General features: G+C 36.2%; 14 protein-coding genes, 2 tRNA genes and 1 pseudogene. 5 read left to right on the top strand and 12 right to left on the bottom strand.

Going from position 1 to position 16,997, the window contains the following annotated elements:
* Window positions 1-62: 62 nt before the first annotated feature.
* Together PVV60_RS02045 and PVV60_RS02040 are read right to left on the bottom strand one after the other, a co-directional pair.
* A complete protein-coding gene (locus PVV60_RS02045; protein ID WP_273722747.1) occupies window positions 63-1,310 on the bottom strand; it encodes an FAD-binding protein in 1,248 nt (415 codons plus the stop codon).
* A gap of 49 nt (window positions 1,311-1,359) precedes the next feature.
* Window positions 1,360-1,608, bottom strand: a complete 249-nt coding sequence (locus tag PVV60_RS02040; RefSeq protein WP_273722745.1) for a zinc-finger domain-containing protein — start codon at window positions 1,606-1,608, stop codon at window positions 1,360-1,362.
* A 325-nt stretch (window positions 1,609-1,933) separates the two neighbouring features.
* Between PVV60_RS02040 and PVV60_RS02035 the strand changes: the two genes are divergently transcribed.
* Together PVV60_RS02035 and ppx are read left to right on the top strand one after the other, a co-directional pair.
* Window positions 1,934-4,114, top strand: a complete 2,181-nt coding sequence (locus PVV60_RS02035) for an RNA degradosome polyphosphate kinase (RefSeq protein WP_273722743.1) — start codon at window positions 1,934-1,936, stop codon at window positions 4,112-4,114.
* 6 nt (window positions 4,115-4,120) lie between these two features.
* Window positions 4,121-5,638 (top strand): exopolyphosphatase, encoded by a 1,518-nt coding sequence (gene ppx, locus PVV60_RS02030; RefSeq protein ID WP_273722742.1) that lies wholly within the window; start codon window positions 4,121-4,123, stop codon window positions 5,636-5,638.
* 265 nt (window positions 5,639-5,903) lie between these two features.
* On the opposite strand, the gene PVV60_RS02020 is transcribed toward ppx, so the two are convergent.
* Window positions 5,904-6,104, bottom strand: coding sequence for an AlpA family transcriptional regulator (locus PVV60_RS02020; protein WP_273722740.1), 201 nt, complete (start codon window positions 6,102-6,104; stop codon window positions 5,904-5,906).
* A gap of 207 nt (window positions 6,105-6,311) precedes the next feature.
* A pseudogene (locus PVV60_RS02015) lies at window positions 6,312-6,629 on the bottom strand (tyrosine-type recombinase/integrase); the annotation flags it as partial.
* Between PVV60_RS02015 and PVV60_RS02010 the strand changes: the two are divergent.
* On the top strand, window positions 6,622-8,328 hold the full coding sequence (locus PVV60_RS02010; RefSeq protein WP_273722782.1) for a YfjI family protein: 1,707 nt from the start codon (window positions 6,622-6,624) through the stop codon (window positions 8,326-8,328). The pseudogene PVV60_RS02015 and the gene PVV60_RS02010 sit on opposite strands and share 8 nt — an antisense overlap.
* A 100-nt stretch (window positions 8,329-8,428) precedes the next feature.
* On the opposite strand, the gene PVV60_RS02005 is transcribed toward PVV60_RS02010, so the two are convergent.
* The 3 genes from PVV60_RS02005 to PVV60_RS01995 all read right to left on the bottom strand — a co-directional run bounded on the left by PVV60_RS02005 (window position 8,429) and on the right by PVV60_RS01995 (window position 10,709).
* Window positions 8,429-8,503 (bottom strand) — tRNA-Val (locus PVV60_RS02005).
* A 97-nt stretch (window positions 8,504-8,600) separates the two neighbouring features.
* Window positions 8,601-8,963, bottom strand: a complete 363-nt coding sequence (gene cpdR, locus PVV60_RS02000; RefSeq protein ID WP_005773448.1) for a cell cycle two-component system response regulator CpdR — start codon at window positions 8,961-8,963, stop codon at window positions 8,601-8,603.
* 828 nt (window positions 8,964-9,791) lie between these two features.
* A complete protein-coding gene (locus PVV60_RS01995) occupies window positions 9,792-10,709 on the bottom strand; it encodes a serine aminopeptidase domain-containing protein (RefSeq protein ID WP_273722737.1) in 918 nt (305 codons plus the stop codon).
* Window positions 10,710-10,989: 280 nt separating this feature from the next.
* On the opposite strand from PVV60_RS01995, the gene PVV60_RS01990 reads away from it, so the two are divergent.
* The gene (locus PVV60_RS01990) at window positions 10,990-11,457 is read left to right on the top strand and encodes an Hsp20 family protein (protein WP_273722736.1); all 468 of its coding nucleotides are present in this window, start codon (window positions 10,990-10,992) and stop codon (window positions 11,455-11,457) included.
* A 260-nt stretch (window positions 11,458-11,717) separates the two neighbouring features.
* Here the strand turns inward: PVV60_RS01990 and PVV60_RS01985 are convergent.
* Window positions 11,718-11,794: transfer RNA gene (locus PVV60_RS01985), tRNA-Pro, on the bottom strand.
* A 620-nt stretch (window positions 11,795-12,414) separates the two neighbouring features.
* On the opposite strand from PVV60_RS01985, the gene PVV60_RS01980 reads away from it, so the two are divergent.
* Complete coding sequence (locus PVV60_RS01980; RefSeq protein WP_273722735.1) at window positions 12,415-12,780, top strand: iron-sulfur cluster assembly accessory protein; 366 nt, start codon at window positions 12,415-12,417, stop codon at window positions 12,778-12,780.
* 68 nt (window positions 12,781-12,848) lie between these two features.
* Here PVV60_RS01980 and mazG read toward each other — a convergent pair whose 3' ends face one another.
* From mazG to PVV60_RS01960, 4 genes are read right to left on the bottom strand one after another with little or no spacing between them, the layout of a single operon-like run.
* Entirely contained in the window at window positions 12,849-13,664 is an 816-nt protein-coding gene (mazG, locus tag PVV60_RS01975) for a nucleoside triphosphate pyrophosphohydrolase (RefSeq protein WP_273722734.1), read from the bottom strand.
* Between the two features lie 33 nt (window positions 13,665-13,697).
* Window positions 13,698-14,627 (bottom strand): lipid A biosynthesis lauroyl acyltransferase, encoded by a 930-nt coding sequence (locus tag PVV60_RS01970; protein ID WP_273722780.1) that lies wholly within the window; start codon window positions 14,625-14,627, stop codon window positions 13,698-13,700.
* 6 nt (window positions 14,628-14,633) lie between these two features.
* Window positions 14,634-15,662, bottom strand: a complete 1,029-nt coding sequence (locus PVV60_RS01965; protein ID WP_273722733.1) for a zinc-binding dehydrogenase — start codon at window positions 15,660-15,662, stop codon at window positions 14,634-14,636.
* A gap of 58 nt (window positions 15,663-15,720) precedes the next feature.
* Window positions 15,721-16,995 (bottom strand): beta-ketoacyl-ACP synthase, encoded by a 1,275-nt coding sequence (locus PVV60_RS01960; protein WP_273722732.1) that lies wholly within the window; start codon window positions 16,993-16,995, stop codon window positions 15,721-15,723.
* Window positions 16,996-16,997: the final 2 nt, after the last annotated feature.

Below are 16,997 nucleotides of genomic sequence, written 5' to 3'. Positions count from 1 at the left end.
TTTAGCGTCATAAAATTAAAAAAATCTCTTTCTTTCGTAATATTCAAAGTACTGGAAGAATTTTATAAGTTTTTATCATTATTTTTTATGGAATTCATCGCATCATACATATAAAGCCAATTGAGATCTGACATAATGCTCTCTGGTGTCCGAATTTTCATCATGAGATTGCGTGCAATTGCTATAGGACCGGTTGCGTGATAGGCTAATCTGTTGAAATCTCCGCGTTTTTTTACTGCTACAATACGGGGGGTGCGTGTTGTTTCGTAAAGCGAAAGTGCTTTCATTAATGAAAAATCTTTCAATGAAAGTGCTTCAGCTAATGTAGCAGCATCTTCGATTGCCATAGCGGCCCCTTGAGCTGCAAAAGGTAAGGCAGCATGTGCGCAATCGCCAACAAATACTTGTCTCTCTAAGCCGATAAAACGATTTTGTTTCATTTGAAAGAGTGGCCAATAACTCCATTCATCAATATGATCAAAGATTTGTAAGATTTTTGAATTCCAATCTTTAAAAAGAGATTTGAGTTTTTCTTTATCTCCTTTATGAGCCCATCCTTCTTTTGAATTTTCTCCATTTGTGATGGCGACAAAATTAAAAATTTTTTCTGACGATTGAATGGGGTAGACAACAAGATGATTTTGGGGTCCCATCCAAGCCGTAATTGTCTTCATATTTTGCAATGAAGAACGAAAGTTTTGAGGAAGATTGTCAAATGTTGTTGTTGCACGCCAAGCAATAAAGCCACTAAAATTTGCTTTTTCATGAAAAGGAGATTGTTGCCTTAATGTTGACCAAACGCCATCACATCCGATCAGGAGAGGGGTTGAATGAATCTGTTCTGTTGTTGTATCTGTTTTTATTGTTTGTATTTTAATGTTGGTTGCAGATTGGGTAGAAGATACAATCGTTTCGCCTGCTTTGTATTTGATCAAAGGATTTTCCATCACTGCATTATATAAAATTTTTTGTAAAGCCGCTCGGTGAATCGTCATATAAGGGGCTTTCCAATATTTTTCTGTTAGATTAATAAGATGAGCCCGTAGATGTATTTTTAGAGATAATCCATCTTTTAACTCAAGAAAATGTGGGATTGTAGCGACTTCAATGAGTTTGTTAAGAAGTTTCCAGCGAGCAAGAATAGATGTTGCATTTGGTGTCAGTTGAATACCAGCGCCTATTGTTTCAAGTTGCTTACACTTTTCGATAATGGTGCTTGTAATTCCTTTATGAGCGAGTGCTAAAGCGGTGCTTAAACCTGCAATTCCTCCTCCAATAATGATAGGTGATTGGTTCACAAATGATTTCATATTAAAGTAGAATTAAAAGAGTGGTTATTAAGAAAGCTAAAAAACGCAATTATAATAGCTTTTCTGGATGATATAAACATCCTGTTGGGTTTGTTTGATCGTATGATAGCGAGGGAACATAACGATAAAGGGTTGAGCAGTAGGGGCAAATTTTCTCATCTGCTGTTCCCATATCGATAAAGATATGAGGATGATCGAATGGTTGTGTAGCACCTACACACATAAATTCTTTCACACCAATTTCGATTGTTTTATATCCAAGGTCATTTTGGAAATGTGGAATGTTATGATCAGCCATGGCGTACAAACTCCAGAATAAATTGTCTCATCAGCTATAATTTGGCTCTTCTATTTTATAGGCGTGAGTTTGTAATAAAGCTTATAATAATGCAAGCTGCTTTTTAAGACAAATTTCTCCTCCTTTATGCTATATTAGAATAATAGTCAGGTTTTTAGCACTTTGCGCATAGAAATAATTCCAAGTATTTTTTAATATTAAATGAAAATATGATGAGGAAAGTTAGGCATTGATATATTATCATGATGATAACATATTATAAAATGTTATGTGAGATATTTCGTCAAGGATTTTAGAAAATATAAAAGAAAATTATTTAGGATATATGGAACAGAGGGTGGTAGATAAAATTTCTATATCGAATATAACAATGAAAAATCCGGTACGGTTTATTAATCGAGAGTTTTCATGGCTACAATTTAATAATCGTGTTTTGATGGAAGCGGCTAATTCAAAACATCCTTTATTAGAACGTCTACAATTTCTTTCTATTTCAGCTGCAAATCTTGATGAGTTTTTTATGGTTCGTGTTGCAGGGCTAGCAGCTCAAATTCGTGCTCGCGTTACAGCGTGCAGTGCAGATGGGCACACTCCGCAGGAGCAACTTGATATTGTATTAGCTGAGATTTCAAAGCTGCAGGTTCACCAACTACGAGAATTGAACATTTTACGTGATGAATTAAAAAAGAATGATATTGAAATTATTTGTTCTGATGATCTTTCAGAAATTGAAAAATCATGGCTTGAAAAATATTTTCTTGAGACAATTTTGCCTGTTTTAAAACCTTTGCCTGTTGATTCTACTTATCCTTTTCCATTTATTCCTAATTTAGGGCTTTCTATTGCGCTTCAATTGTCTGGAGAAACTGATCAGAATTCACACACAGTGTTGTTGTCTATTTCAATGCTTTTGAGGCGTTTTATTCTTCTTCCTCAAGAGGGTAATCATTTTCGTTTTATTGCATCTGAAGGTGTTATTTGCCTTTTTATTAAACATGTATTTCCTAACTATGAGGTTAAAGGAATTGGTACATTTAGAGTAATCCGAGATAGTGATATTGAAGTCGAAGAAGAAGCTGAGGATCTTGTTCATTTTTTTGAAATTGCTCTCAAAAGGCGCCGCCGTGGGCAGGTTATTCGTGTTGAGTTTGATGCAAAAATGCCAGAGAGTTTACGCCAGTTTATAGCGAATAGTCTTGCTGTTCCTGATAATTGTATTAATGTTCTTGATGGATTTTTAGCGCTTAATACGGTATCAGAAATTGTTTCTACTCCTCGTGATGATCTCAAATTTATTCCTTATATTTCTCGTGTTCCAGAATGTATTCGTGAACATAAAGGGGATTGTTTTGCAGCTATTCGCGAAAATGATATTGTGATTCATCACCCCTATGAGACATTTGATGTTGTTGTCCAATTTTTACGTCAAGCGGCTTGCGATCCTGATGTTGTGGAAATCAAACAAACACTTTATCGTACATCAAATGATAGTCCAATTGTTGGCGCTTTGATTGAAGCAGCTGAACAGGGAAAGTCTGTGACTGCTTTGGTAGAACTTAAAGCACGTTTTGATGAGGAAGCAAATATTCGTTGGGCACGGGATCTTGAATGCGCTGGGGTTCATGTTATTTTTGGTTTTATTGCATTAAAAACTCATGCTAAGATGTCATTGGTTGTGAGACGTGAGGGAAAACGTCTTTGTTCTTATGTTCATCTTGGAACAGGAAATTATCATCCCATTAACGCTAAAACTTATACCGATCTTTCTTTTTTTTCCAAGGATGATGATATTACTCATGATGTTGCGTTATTGTTCAATTATATTGCGCAATATGAGCGTCCGAATGAAACAATGAAAATTGCTTTTTCACCCTTAACATTGCGTGGTCGTATCTTAGAGCATATTGAGGGAGAAATTGCTCATGCACAACAGGGAAGGTTTGCTGCTATTTGGATGAAAGTTAATGCATTGGTTGATCCTGAAGTTATTGATGCTTTATATCGTGCCAGTCAAGCAGGGGTGCAAATTGATTTGGTTGTGCGGGGGATATGTTGTTTACGTCCTCGTATTCTAGGAATTTCAGATAATATTCGTGTAAAATCAATTGTTGGGCGTTTTCTTGAACATAGTCGCATTTTTTGTTTTGGGAATGGCCAAGATTTGCCTAATGAAAATGCACTTGTTTACTTAGGCTCTGCTGATATGATGCCTCGTAATCTGGACTATCGTATTGAAATATTGTTTCCAGTTTTTAATAAAATAGTGCGTGAAAAAATTCTTTTACAGATTATGTTAGCTAATATTATTGATAATCAACAAAGCTTTGATATACTTAAGGATGGAACATCAAAACGTATTACGCCGCAGATAGGTGAAAGTCTATTTAATGCGCAGGAGTATTTTATGGCCAATACAAGTTTTGCAGGGGAAAATGAGTCTTTTGAGTCCTCTGTTTCGCGCTTGGTTGCGTTGCGTCGGCAACAAGCCGAAATACATAAAGACTAAAATCCAATGACATATAGAGATGCTCAAGGTCGGTTAAAAGGGCGTAAGCCTGTTGCTGTTATTGACATTGGCTCAAATTCTGTTCGGTTGGTTATTTATGAGGGGCTTGTTCGGTCACCAACAGTTTTGTTTAATGAAAAAATTCTTTGTGGTCTCGGTCATGGTGTAGCAAAAACGGGATTTTTAGAAGAAAAATCGATGAAAATGGCGTTGCAAACACTGAAACGGTTTCGTACGCTTTGTCGACAGATTGGGGCAGATGAGGTTTATACTTTAGCAACAGCAGCAGCACGAGATGCAAAGAATGGCGTAGCATTTATTCAGTATGCTGAAGATATTTTGCAAAATAAAATATATCTTCTTTCAGGAAGTGAAGAAGCTATGTATTCAGCGTATGGAGTTGTGTCTACTTTTTATCAACCAAAAGGTATTTCTGGGGATCTTGGTGGTGGAAGTCTTGAGCTGATTGATATTGATCATTCTGATGTGGGTGAAGGGATAACTCTCCCATTAGGTGGTTTAAGGTTACAGTATATGTCAAATAATGATAGTGCTTTAGCTACAAAAATTGTACATGAGCAACTTTATAAATCATCTGTTGTGCGTACTCGTAAAGGTATCGCGCGTTATTTTTATGCAGTAGGAGGGACATGGCGTAATTTGGCAAAACTCCATATGGCAATGAAACACTATCGGCTCCCTGTTATGCATGGCTATGAAGTTGAAGCCTTTGAAATGAAAAACTTTTTACGTCTTGTAGCACGTGGCAATATTGATAATATGAGAGGGATTGCAGCGATTTCTCAGAATCGTCGGAAACTTTTATCTTATGGGGCAATCGTTCTTATTGAACTCATTCAGTGTATGGAGTTTGAAAAGATAATTTTTTCTGGTGCTGGCGTTCGTGAAGGTTTTCTTTATTCACGATTGCCGCAAGCGATTCGACTTTCAGATCCTCTCATTGCAGCATGCACAGAAATGGCTATTTTACGGGCACGTTCACCAAAACAAGCAGAAGAGCTCATTGATTTTACGACGAATGCTTTTGAAGTTTTTGGAATTTCAGAAACTGAAAATGAATGTCGTTATCGTCAAGCCGCTTGTCTTCTTGCGGATATTGGTTGGCGTATACATCCAGATTATCGAGGCAATGAAGCAGCAAACCAAATAGCTTTAGGATCTTATCCAGGAATTTCTCATGAAGGGCGCCTTTATGCGGCGCTTGCTGTTTTTTTTCGCAATACGAGTTTATTGGTTGATAAAGAATCTCTTCCCATTTTCCAATTAGCAACTCAAAATATAATTGAAAAAGCACGTATTCTTGGCGAAACTATGCGTATTGCTCATCTTTTTAGTGCTTCTGTTGCAGGAATTTTACCTCATTTATTGTGGCATAAAAAAGCAGATCATATTATCTTGCAGATCCCAAAGAATTATGCTGAGTTATTAGGAGAACGTCCTCTTGGACGATTACAGAAGTTATCAAAAATAATAAAACAACCTCTCGCTTTTGAAATTTTTTGATTTTTTTCTAATTTATTCGGGCTTTATGTCTTATAGAGCCATTGACAAGGGATAAACTAGGTAACTTATCATCATGAGCTGGACAACGGGCTGTTCCATAACGCCCATATCATCCCCCACGCAAGGCATTTGTAATGCCTTGAGCATTCATAAAAGAAAACATAATTTTTTATTCTGTTGCTTGCGTCACAGGATGGATTTTTCATTTCATAAGCTTCGTGTGAAAATGAAAAGCCTTGTCCGTCCTTACGTGACAAGGTTTTTTTTATGCCGCGTCGTTATAACGTTGCTGTTTTGCTTGTTCGATGATATTCAAAAGATCTGATTGTAACCAACGGGATAAAAAAACAAATTTTAAAGGTTTTGGCAAAGAGCCATTGGTAACATGACGGCGGAATGTTGAGACACTCATATGAAGCAATTTTGCACTTTCACGGTCTGTCAAAAGAATATCATTTTCTGTCATACTAAAATCCTTTCTATCAAAAAATGAGAACAAATCATAACTATTTATTAACCACATTTTTGTTCATTTAGAAAGATGTTTTATTTATAGAAAACAATATTTTATTATACAATTTCTAATGTGATAATTTATGAATCTTATTGAGAAAGAATGAGAGAGAAGAGAGCAAAAGTTATCCACAGATAATGGGGTTATGCACCCCATATCTTAAGATTGACCTGTGACATAAGCCGCCCATTTATCCATATAGACACGACGCTGTTCTAAATAATCAGTGCGACGATAGGCACGCTCTACTTGTCCTCCGACCGTATGACTTAAAATGGTTTCAGCGACCTCATAGGGGGCATCAGTTGTTTCAGCAAGCCAATCGCGTAAACTAGAGCGAAAATCATGGGGGCAGGCATTCAGTTCCGCCTGTTGCATATACCTTGACATACATTTATCAGCAAGAGGCCCTCGACCTCTAGCAGAAAAAAAGAAATCATTGCGAGAAAGCAAACGGGCTTGTTTTAAGATTTCTAATTCTTATGAACAAGCCTTGCAACAAAATGGTTGGAAGGAATTACAACAGATTGATAGTGCTCTTTTACCCGTTGAACCTTTTAGCCTCTTACAGCTTCCAACACCATTAATAAACTATGTTTATGACGTTGCTGATATTCAACAATCTTCTATCGATTTTGTGGCTATCTCTACTTTATGTGGTTTGGCTGCTCTCATTGGCAATGGCGTGCGGATTGCTCCAAAACAACATGCCAATTGGACAATTGTTCCTAATCTCTGGGGTGCCATTGTGGGGGAACCTTCAACTATGAAAACAGATACCATGGAAGCTGCTTTAGAACCTCTTTATGAATTTCAAGATGAATGGCATCAAGAGTGGGTAAAGAAGAAAAAACAGCAAGAAACAAAAGATATTCTTATTGAATTAGATAAACGAGAAAAGAAAAAACAAGCCTATAAAGCACTCAAAGATCAAGATGAGGAACAAGCCCTTGCTCTTCTTTCTCAATCTCTTGCCCATAAAGAAAGTGAGGAAGATGACACGCTTCATAAACGACGTCTTATTGTCAATGATGTGACGGTCGAAAAGCTTGGGGAATTGTTAAAAGAAAACCCCCGTGGTCTCTTGATGGTTCGTGATGAATTATCTGGTTTTTTATCCGATTTGGAACGCAAGGAATATCAATCAGACCGTGCCTTTTATCTCACAGCTTTTAATGGTAAAAAATCATACACCTATGACCGTATAGGACGTGGAACCATTTTTATTCCCAATGCAACCATTTCCATTATTGGGGGCATTCAACCTTCACGAATTATTCCCATCATTCAAGCAATGCACCATGGAACAAATAATGACGGCTTATTGCAACGGTTTCAAATGCTGGTCTTTCCCGATGAACGAAAAGAGCGTTTATGGGTTGATAGACCTCCCAATCAAAAGGCATGGGAAAGTTATCAAGGAGTCTTTCGTTCCCTTTATGATAAACCATTAGGATCACCAAAACACCCTATTACCATACGCTTTTCTACTGAAGCTCAAGAAATGTTTCGTGTATGGTGGGAAAATTTTCAGAAAAAAATAAATAGTGGTCATTTCTCTGCAAGTTTACAAGCACATCTTTTGAAAATGAATAAAACCATACCAACCCTTGCATTGATTTTTGAATTGAGTGAAGGGGGGCGTTTTGAAATCAATAGAGATGCCCTTGAGAGAGCCTTGTATTGGGAAAAATATTTGATAAGCCATGCAAAGCGTCTTTATGCGGCGGGGGATACATTAACAGAAGAGCGTGCAAAATTAATTGTTGAACGCTGTGATTGTTTACCCGATGTTTTTACAGCAAGGGATGTTTATAAACGTGATTGGAAATGTTTAACAGACAATCAAACCGTTAAGCAAGCTTTAGAGCTTTTATGTCGTTGTAACTATATTCGTGAATTTCCTATAGAGGGGAATGAATTAGGTCGGCGTCCTGATAAACGGTATGAATGGCATCCTTTGGTACAAAGAAGATGTGGAGCATGCCTCCTCAGAAGAGAATCATACGCTTGTCGCACAAGTTTTACGATCAAGCCTTCTAACCCGTTGAATTGTGAAATTGTTGGCGTGTTTTCTAGACTTTTAGATGTTTTTACACAAGAGAATTTAGAAAAATTCAAACAAATATTAGAAGTAATTCACGAATCAAAAAGAGAGAAAATACTACTTTTGTAGAGGAATGTTAAAAAATGTTATTTCCTCAGCTTTATTCAAGAATCCATCAAAGTAAAAAAGATGTATAAATACAGCAAGTTGTAGAATAAGCAAAAGCATCTGGTGGGCGTGACAGGGATTGAACCTGTGACCCCTACGATGTCAACGTAGTGCTCTCCCGCTGAGCTACACGCCCATTTATTGATGTTGCATACACCATATAGAATGCCAAACGTCAATGCCTAATTTCATTTTCTCTTTCAACAGATGAAAATAACTTAAAAAAATACTTTTTAAGCAGCGATAAGGATCTTTTCAACCTCATTGACGAGTTCACGTAAGTGAAATGGCTTAGAGAGAACCTTTGCATCAGGAGGGGCATCGCTATTTGAATTGAGTGCTACCGCTGCAAAACCTGTAATGAACATTACTCGTAAATCAGGGTCAATCTCAGTAGCACGTCGTGCAAGTTCGATACCATCCATCTCTGGCATCACAATATCAGTAAGGAGAAGGGAAAATGGCTCTTCTTGTAAACGTTCATATGCGCTAATACCATTATCGAAATCGGCGACTTCGTAGCCTGCACGTTCTAGGGCTTTTACGAGAAAGCGACGCATATCGTTATCATCTTCTGCGAGCAGGATTCGTTTCATGATTATGTTCCAATGGCTCCATTTGTCAGAGTTTTGCCGCATCAATTATACAATATAGAGTATTTATAAAAAAGATGGTAAAATGCTCATAATTGAAATGAATGGCAAAATGGTTAATTCTTACATTCTTATTCAGAATACAGCATATTCGTTGTGAGTTGGTTAAATTCGAAATATATGTTATTTTGAAAAAGAAAGGGTTCTCTAAAACTTTTAAAATGATTCATTGCTATCTTTTCTTTTAAATTTGCTGATTGTTATCAGAATTCCATTAAAAAACTTATGAAAACCGTTATTGTAGGGATTTCTTATATTGAGCAATTAGAAGAATATTGTGTTAATTTATTGTTTTTAAAAAGTTCTCCTAAGAAATAGAATTTTTATAGTTATTTGCTTTTATAGAGATTTGTAATAATTATTTAAACGCGCTTTATTTTCAGTTTTTTCTTAAATAGATAAAAAATATTGTTTTTATAGATATATTATTAAATCATCAATTAAAATATATCAGAAATAGTATTTTGATGATTTACTTATAAATATGCACCATGTTATATTAACATATGTATTTATTATTTTTATTAATTATATAAAATATTTTTTATTATGTAAAATAATATTGTTTAATGTAATGATATACTTTGTATATTAGTTTTTTTATTAGAACGCGTGGTGAATGTTTAGGTCACGGCTTGCCTGTAGAGGCTAGAAAACGAATCATATGGGGCGTTGGAAAGTAAAATCCGTTATATTAAAAAGTGTTTGTAGACCCAATGCTTGTAGAAATTTACTTTTTTGATGGGGCGGAGCGGAAATTAAGGTTTAGTTTTATTTTATAGATACATTACTGGGGATAAATGCATCAAATGCTGCCCAAAATTGCTTTTTATAATCTTCATTAACCATAATTGTATCCAGTTCAGCACCTTTAATAGTAATACTTTCTGTCAGACGTGTGTGTTGGCATAATTGCCGTACTTCAATGTTGTTTGCAATATTGTTTTGATTGGCAAGAATAAAGAGTGTTGGGATTCGTAAATCTCCGTGAAGTACATTTCTCTTCATAGAATCAATCGCATTAAATACCGATGCCATCCATTGCGATGTTGGGGGCTTAATGGAAGGGATTGGCACTTTATGCATGTGTTCCAATTGTATATTTTTTTGTTTTGTTTTGTTTAATTTTTTCCCATCTTTCGCTGGTATAAAGCCAAGACCTATATCAGAAAGAAATTGTGTTAATTTATGTTGAAAACCATTCGTTTTATTGCCGAATGGAGCAAAAAGGGGAGAAACACAGAGCAATCTATTAAACTGATGATGAATGAGATCTAATCCGCTAAGTGCTATCAATCCACCTATGCCATAGGTGAGCATAGAGTAAGGCGGCGGACAATTGGAATAAACAATATTTTTAAGAAATTTATATAAGTCATTAATATCATTATTTATATCAAAATAATGATGTCGGCTTTGTTTTCTTATCTTGAAGAATTTTTTTTCTTGATCAAACCAGTCAAATATTGCTGTATAAAAACCGCGTTTAGAAATTTCATTTATTAATAAAAAATATTTTTCTAAAGTATTTGCGTAGCTTTTGAGAATAACAATTGTTCCCTTAGATTTTTCCACCTCAGGATATGTTATCGCAAAACGAATTTCATGATCTATTGCTATTTTCAGAGTACCATGATGGATATTAGGAGGAGTGGAACCCCATTCTATGGGATAAAGAGGTGTTTCCAATTGAAATCCTTTACAGTGTATTTGCCGCTTAATGCAACGTGAGATAATGAGAGAACTTTGACATTTATGTAATGAAGAAAAAGGATTTTAAAAGGGATATATTGCTTTTTAGATAGTTTTTATCAATTTAGGTCCCAAAGAGTTGAAATAAAGAAAAACGATTACCAGATAATATGGTGTGGTTGCCATGATGGGGCCGCAGGTTCACAAGTAAGTTTGCCATTTGGGAACTTTGTGAATTAATTATTAAGTTATAGTCGCTCTAGAGGAGGGCAATATTATGCGTCAAGTAGATTTTTCACCATTTTATCGTTCCACAGTAGGTTTTGATCATCTTTTTAACTGGTTTGATTCTAGAACACAACCAGATGAAGTTTCTTCTTATCCCCCTTATAATATCGAGCGTTTAACTGAAGATTCTTATAGAATTTCTATGGCGGTTGCTGGTTTTTCTCAAGATGAAATTGATATTGAAACGCATTGTAACCAGCTGATCGTTAAGGGAGATAGAAAGACTAAAAATGATGATAAAGAGCGAGAATTCCTTTATCGAGGCATTGCTTCGCGTGCTTTTGAACGGCGTTTTCATTTGGCTGATCATGTTAAGGTTATTGGAGCAGAACTTGGAGATGGGCTTCTTCATATTCAGCTTAAACGGGAAATGCCAGCGGAATTAAAACCTAAAAAGATAACCGTACAGATGTCACCATCCATTACAAAAAATGATAACAGCGAAATTATCGTGTAGGAAAATTTAGAAAATATAAGACCGAATAATTATAAATTTTTCTGAAGAATAAAAAACGCGAGGCAAAAGGTCTCGCGTTTCGTGTGTGTGTGTTCCTAAGAACGAATCTTATTTTAATAAAACAGCTTATCTCGAATTTATGATAAAATATTATTGCACATTATTCTACGTTGAAGAAAAAAATCATGTATGTGCAATTGAAATGCATAATAATTCACTTTTTAAGTAAGCTTATTTTTTATTTTATAGCATTTTAAAAATGGTCGGAGCGGCGGGATTTGAACCCACGACCCCTTGACCCCCAGTCAAGTGCGCTACCAAGCTGCGCTACGCTCCGAGTTTGTGTAAAACGATTAAATGACTGTTTCTTTAAAGGCAAGAGAAAAAATAAACAGAATAAAATCTAAAATGCTTTTGCACTTAGAGTTTTTGAAAGTAAAAATTGGGGACATCAATATTTTGTTGTCAGTTCAAGATACGTAATGAATCTATAAAATTCTTTGTGATCATTAAACTTTTAGCTCTATATTTAATAGATGTATGCATTTAACTACTTTTGCAGATTTTGAAGGGGTAAGATTGGTGGCTTTAGGGGTATGGGTTGGAGAAGGAGGGGAGCAAATGAATGCGGGAGGTATATTTTTTCCTTATCTAATCGTTACTTTTCTAAAAAGATAAAGATTTTTAAAAGGAGAGGAGTAAATGTATGATATTGAAACGTTTTCCTTTGTTTAGAGTTTTTATAGACGAGGCATTTTGCATTTTATGTGGACAAAAAATTGTAAGTTCTGGATTGTATAATCACAAATCTCATTTTATGGGTATGCGTTTTTATCCAAATAAACAAGATCAGAATGCTTTAATTAATGTTTTGTTATTTTTTTTCTAAAACACCAGATAAAATATTATAGAGGAAAAACTTTCAAAGTGTCTATTGAACTAAGAAAAGAGTAAACGATGAGCCGTTTTTCGGTAATAAATTTGACGGAAGCAGCAGTGGATCGTGTTAAAGCGATTATGGATGCAAAAGATGCACAGGGTATTCTTGTTGGTATCAAAAAAGGTGGTTGTGCAGGGATGGAGTATACAATTACTCTTGTTAAAGAAAAGGAGATAGATGCGGATGTTGTTGAAGTGAATGGTGCCCGTGTTTTTGTAGCACATGATGCGGTATTATTTTTATTAGGGACGCAGATGGATTATGAAGTGACAACGCTCCGGTCTGGTTTTGTCTTTAAAAATCCTAATCAGGTTTCAGCATGTGGGTGTGGCGAATCGGTGGAACTTCGTCCTGCTACGCAGGATCAATATAAAACAAATTAAGCTGAGCTAAATTATAATTCAGTAATTTTAGGGAAAATTTTTCTTTTAGGGAAGAAATCTACTATTTTTTATCGTTCATTTTTAGCTTGTTTCCAAAGTGCTTCCATTTCATTCAAGGATGCGTCAGTGAGTGTTTTAGATTGAGTGGATAGCTTTTCTTCAATATAGGCGAAACGATTTCGAAATTTTATATTCGTTTTTTTTAATGCTTTTTGTGAATCAATCGCTAAGTGGCGTGCGAGATTAAGGAGTATAAAGTAGAGATCTCCAAACCCTGATTCTATCTCTGAATTTTGTTTATTTTTGATGGCTTCTTTGAGCTCTTCGAGTTCTTCTTCTATTTTTTCAAAAACTTTATCACTTTTTTTCCAATCAAAACCTACTCTAGCTGCTGCTTCTTGTAAAGCAAGTGCCTCTTGGTTTGCTGGCTGGATTTGTTTTACTTTTGCGAGTATGCTTGTGGAGGAATTGTTGTTTTTTTCTTCGCTCAAATTTTTTTGTTCAACCTGTTCTCTTTTTTTTATACATTCCCATTCCTCTTCTATAAATCCGCGTTTTTTTTCCTCGGCATTTCCAAAAACGTGCGGGTGGCGTCGAATCATTTTTGCCGTGATTGCATAAACAACATCTTCAAAAGTAAAGCTTCCTTCTTCTTGTGCAAGGGTAGCATGATAGATAACTTGTAAAAGAAGATCCCCAAGTTCTTCACAGAGATCTTTTCGGTTTTTTCGTTCAATAGCATCGATGACTTCGTAAACTTCTTCGAGCATATAGGGTATGAGGGATTCAAAAGTTTGTTTTTTATGCCAGGTACAACCACTGTCAGAATTTCGTAATGCAGTGATAATTTCAGTGAGATCTTTGATATTCTTTGAGGCTAACATTTGCACTTCCTTTATAAGCAATAGAGCCTTATGTTAGATGTCCCAACGTCTATGTAACCACATCCATTGTCCAGGATATTCACGGACCCAAGATTCAACAATATCATTTAACTTTTGCGTAGAAGCAGCTATATCGATATCGTTTTTTTCATCACGTGGAAGTTCTACATGTTCATATAACTCTAAACGATGACGTCCACTAGGCAAACGAATACAACGTGCTGGATAAATATCACAATCATATTGTCGAGCAAGTTTTATAATTAAGGGATTTGTTTTAAGAGGTCTGTTAAAAAATGTTCCCATGATTCCGCGGCGAAATTTTTGATCAACGAGCATACCAACATTTTCACCTTCTTCTAATTTGGCTGCTAATGCCCATGCTGCACCGGCCTTAGAGGGAACAAGATGCCCCATAGAAGTTTGTCGTGCTTTAAGGACGCGTTTGGCAACATAGGGATTATTAGGTGGTCTAAATAATACCGTAACATTAAGATCAAAACTTTGTGCGCAAATAGGCAAAAGTTCAAAATTTCCAGTATGCGCAGTGAAAAAAATATGTGGTTTTTTTTCATTTTTTAATCGCTCAAATATTTCAATGCCCTTAACCTCAATGAAACCTAGCTCGTTTGCATGAGGATCAAAATCAAAAATTTTATCAAGAAAAATATATTCGGCTAGGAAACGTCCTATATTTTCCCACATTTCTATTGCAATCGCATGGAGTTCTTGCTCTGTTTTTTCTGGATATGCACTCCTAAGGTTTGCAAGTGTGATTTGATGACGATGTACAAGGGGACCAATTTTTTTTGCTAACCAAGCAAAAAAAGAAATTCCCATTTTGGGAGGAAAGCATTTTAGAATAAATAAAGAACCAAAGAGCAGATATGCCCATAACAAGTAGGATATTTTTTTAGCTATAATTTTAATATGATATATGATTTTTTTAAGAGAAAGCTTCATCATGATTTAATCGATTTTAAGGATAATTTTACCAAAAACATCACGGCTCTCCATTCGTTTTAAAGCTGTATCAATTTCATCCAGCTCAACAATTGTATCAATGACAGGGTGTACGGCTTTTTCTGCCATTTTTTGCATGGCATTTTTCATATTTTCCATACGGCAGCCAAATGAACCGAATATCTTAAGTTGTTGTTGGAATAATTGCATGAGATTTATTGGTGCTGAAACACCAGAGGTAGAACCGCAAGTCACTAAGCGTGCTCCTTTTTTCATACATAACAGAGAACCGTTCCATGTATCTACACCAACATGCTCAAAAACAACGTCAACACCTTTTTTTTGGGTTAATTTACGCACCACACCTTCAAAACGGTCTTTACGATAATTAATCACATGATCTGCTCCAAGAGAGTGTGCTTTTGCAATCTTTTCATCTGAACCCACAGTTGTGATAACTGTACAGCCCATGCGTTTTGCAAGTTGAATGGCTGCAGAGCCAATACCTGAACCACCAGCCTGTATCAGGATTGTTTCTCCTGCTTGTAGTTTTGCGTTATCGAAAAGCATGTGTTCTACGGTACCAAAAGTAATTGGAGCAACTGCTGCCTGCAATTCATCACATTGAGGAGGTGATGGAACCAATAAACGTGCTGGCAAATTGACAAGCTCACACGCAAATCCATCAAGGTGAAAACCGTAGACTCCCTTTACATGACTGCAAAGATTATCCCGCCCTTCATGACAAGCTTGGCATACACCGCAAGTTTGTGCACCATAAATTGAGACAATCTGTCCAAGTTGGAGATGTTCAACGCCATTTCCTATTTGTATAACCTCACCAGAGGCTTCTGCACCAATGATGAGTGGCATTTTTCTTTTCGCAAAAGCCATGCCTCGCCATCCCCATACATCAATATGATTAAGAGCAACGGCTTTTATCCGCACAGTTACTTCACCTATACTAGGTGAAGATGGCGGGGAAATATTGGTGATTTCGAGCCGACGATCATCGAAAAGTTGCAGTGCACGCATTACCATCCCCTTTAAATATGTTATTAGGTTAGCGTTATAAAATTTTATTATTAAAGGATTATCCTTTATATGCAGTGATAACAAGACTCATATTTTGACCACCAAATCCAAATGAGTTTGACAAAACCGCATTGACACAGGCTTTACGGCTATGATGCGGAACAACATCTAAAGGGATAGCAGGGTCAGGATTATCATAATTTATTGTCGGTGGAAGTATCCCCGATTGAATGGTTAAAAGCGAAAAAACCGCTTCTATTGCACCAGCAGCAGTTAATGTATGCCCAATCATTGATTTATTAGAAGAGACTGGAATATGCTCTAAAAGATCACCGAATACTGTTGATAATGCAAGATATTCCATTTTCTCATTTTCAGGTGTTGAAGTTCCATGTGCATTAATATAATCAATTTCATTGATGGTTATTTTTGCATCATTTAAAGCTTTGCGAACGGATTCAATTGCTGGTGATGCATCAGGTTTTGAACGTGTACGGTGAAAATCATCAGCGGTTTCTCCACAGCCAGCTAAAATTCCTAAAACTGTAGCATTACGGTCTAATGCGCTTTGAAGAGACTCAAGAACAAAAGCACCTGAGCCTTCTGCCATAACAAAACCATCCCGATCACGGCTAAAGGGTTTTGCTGCTTTTTCAGCAGGATCATTTTGGGTTGAAAGAGCAGATAGTAACGAAAAACGGATGAGAGATTCTGCTGAAACTGATCCATCTGTCGCAATTATGAGAGCTCGATTTGTCTCTCCTCGTCTAATAGATTCAACTCCTAGTTGAATTGCTGTTGCCCCAGATGCACAAGCAGTGGAAAGTGTAACAGGAAGTCCTTTTGTGCCAAATGTTTTTTGAAGTTTTTCTGCAATTGCACCAAATTGTGTGGTTTCAAAAAGCTTTTTATGGAGTTTATCCTTACAGACTTTAAGAAGATGTGCATAAGAAGGTTCACCATTGAACTCTTGCTCTTGATCAAGACTAAAACGTGCGGTCCATTCAAGTTCAACAGGAGGAGCAGCTAGAAAGAGTGGTCCATTAAAATTTTTTTTATCAATAGCAGCTTGTTCCAAAGCTTCTTCAGCAGAAAGATGTGCAAGCTTCTCAGAAAGAGCTGAAGCACCAAGTGTACTTTCTTTGAGAAAATCAATTGTTCCAGCAATATATGTATTTAATCCCTCAACGGGAAAACGTGTTATTTTGTGGATACCGCTTACACCGCTTGTTAATTTTTGCCAATTTTCATGTTTTCCTCGTCCCAGTGATGTGACAATGCCTGCCCCAGTTATTGCTACAAGTGGACGCCCAAAATGATCATGATATTTCACTA

It is taken from the genome of Bartonella sp. AU18XJBT, assembly GCF_028618595.1.
In the GTDB taxonomy this organism is placed as follows: Bacteria; Pseudomonadota; Alphaproteobacteria; order Rhizobiales; family Rhizobiaceae; genus Bartonella.
The sequence above is the reverse complement of the archived record's forward strand: the minus strand, read 5'-3'. Positions and strand labels throughout refer to the sequence as shown.

Coding starts and splice junctions, on each gene's coding strand:
- PVV60_RS01970 (WP_273722780.1), bottom strand. CDS start 14,627: ATGAAGCTTTCTCTTAAAAAAATCATATATCATATTAAAATTATAGCT.
- PVV60_RS01990 (WP_273722736.1), top strand. CDS start 10,990: ATGCGTCAAGTAGATTTTTCACCATTTTATCGTTCCACAGTAGGTTTT.
- cpdR (WP_005773448.1), bottom strand. CDS start 8,963: ATGAAACGAATCCTGCTCGCAGAAGATGATAACGATATGCGTCGCTTT.
- PVV60_RS01980 (WP_273722735.1), top strand. CDS start 12,415: ATGAGCCGTTTTTCGGTAATAAATTTGACGGAAGCAGCAGTGGATCGT.
- mazG (WP_273722734.1), bottom strand. CDS start 13,664: ATGTTAGCCTCAAAGAATATCAAAGATCTCACTGAAATTATCACTGCA.
- PVV60_RS02040 (WP_273722745.1), bottom strand. CDS start 1,608: ATGGCTGATCATAACATTCCACATTTCCAAAATGACCTTGGATATAAA.
- PVV60_RS01965 (WP_273722733.1), bottom strand. CDS start 15,662: ATGCGTGCACTGCAACTTTTCGATGATCGTCGGCTCGAAATCACCAAT.
- ppx (WP_273722742.1), top strand. CDS start 4,121: ATGACATATAGAGATGCTCAAGGTCGGTTAAAAGGGCGTAAGCCTGTT.
- PVV60_RS02035 (WP_273722743.1), top strand. CDS start 1,934: ATGGAACAGAGGGTGGTAGATAAAATTTCTATATCGAATATAACAATG.
- PVV60_RS02045 (WP_273722747.1), bottom strand. CDS start 1,310: ATGAAATCATTTGTGAACCAATCACCTATCATTATTGGAGGAGGAATT.
- PVV60_RS02020 (WP_273722740.1), bottom strand. CDS start 6,104: ATGACAGAAAATGATATTCTTTTGACAGACCGTGAAAGTGCAAAATTG.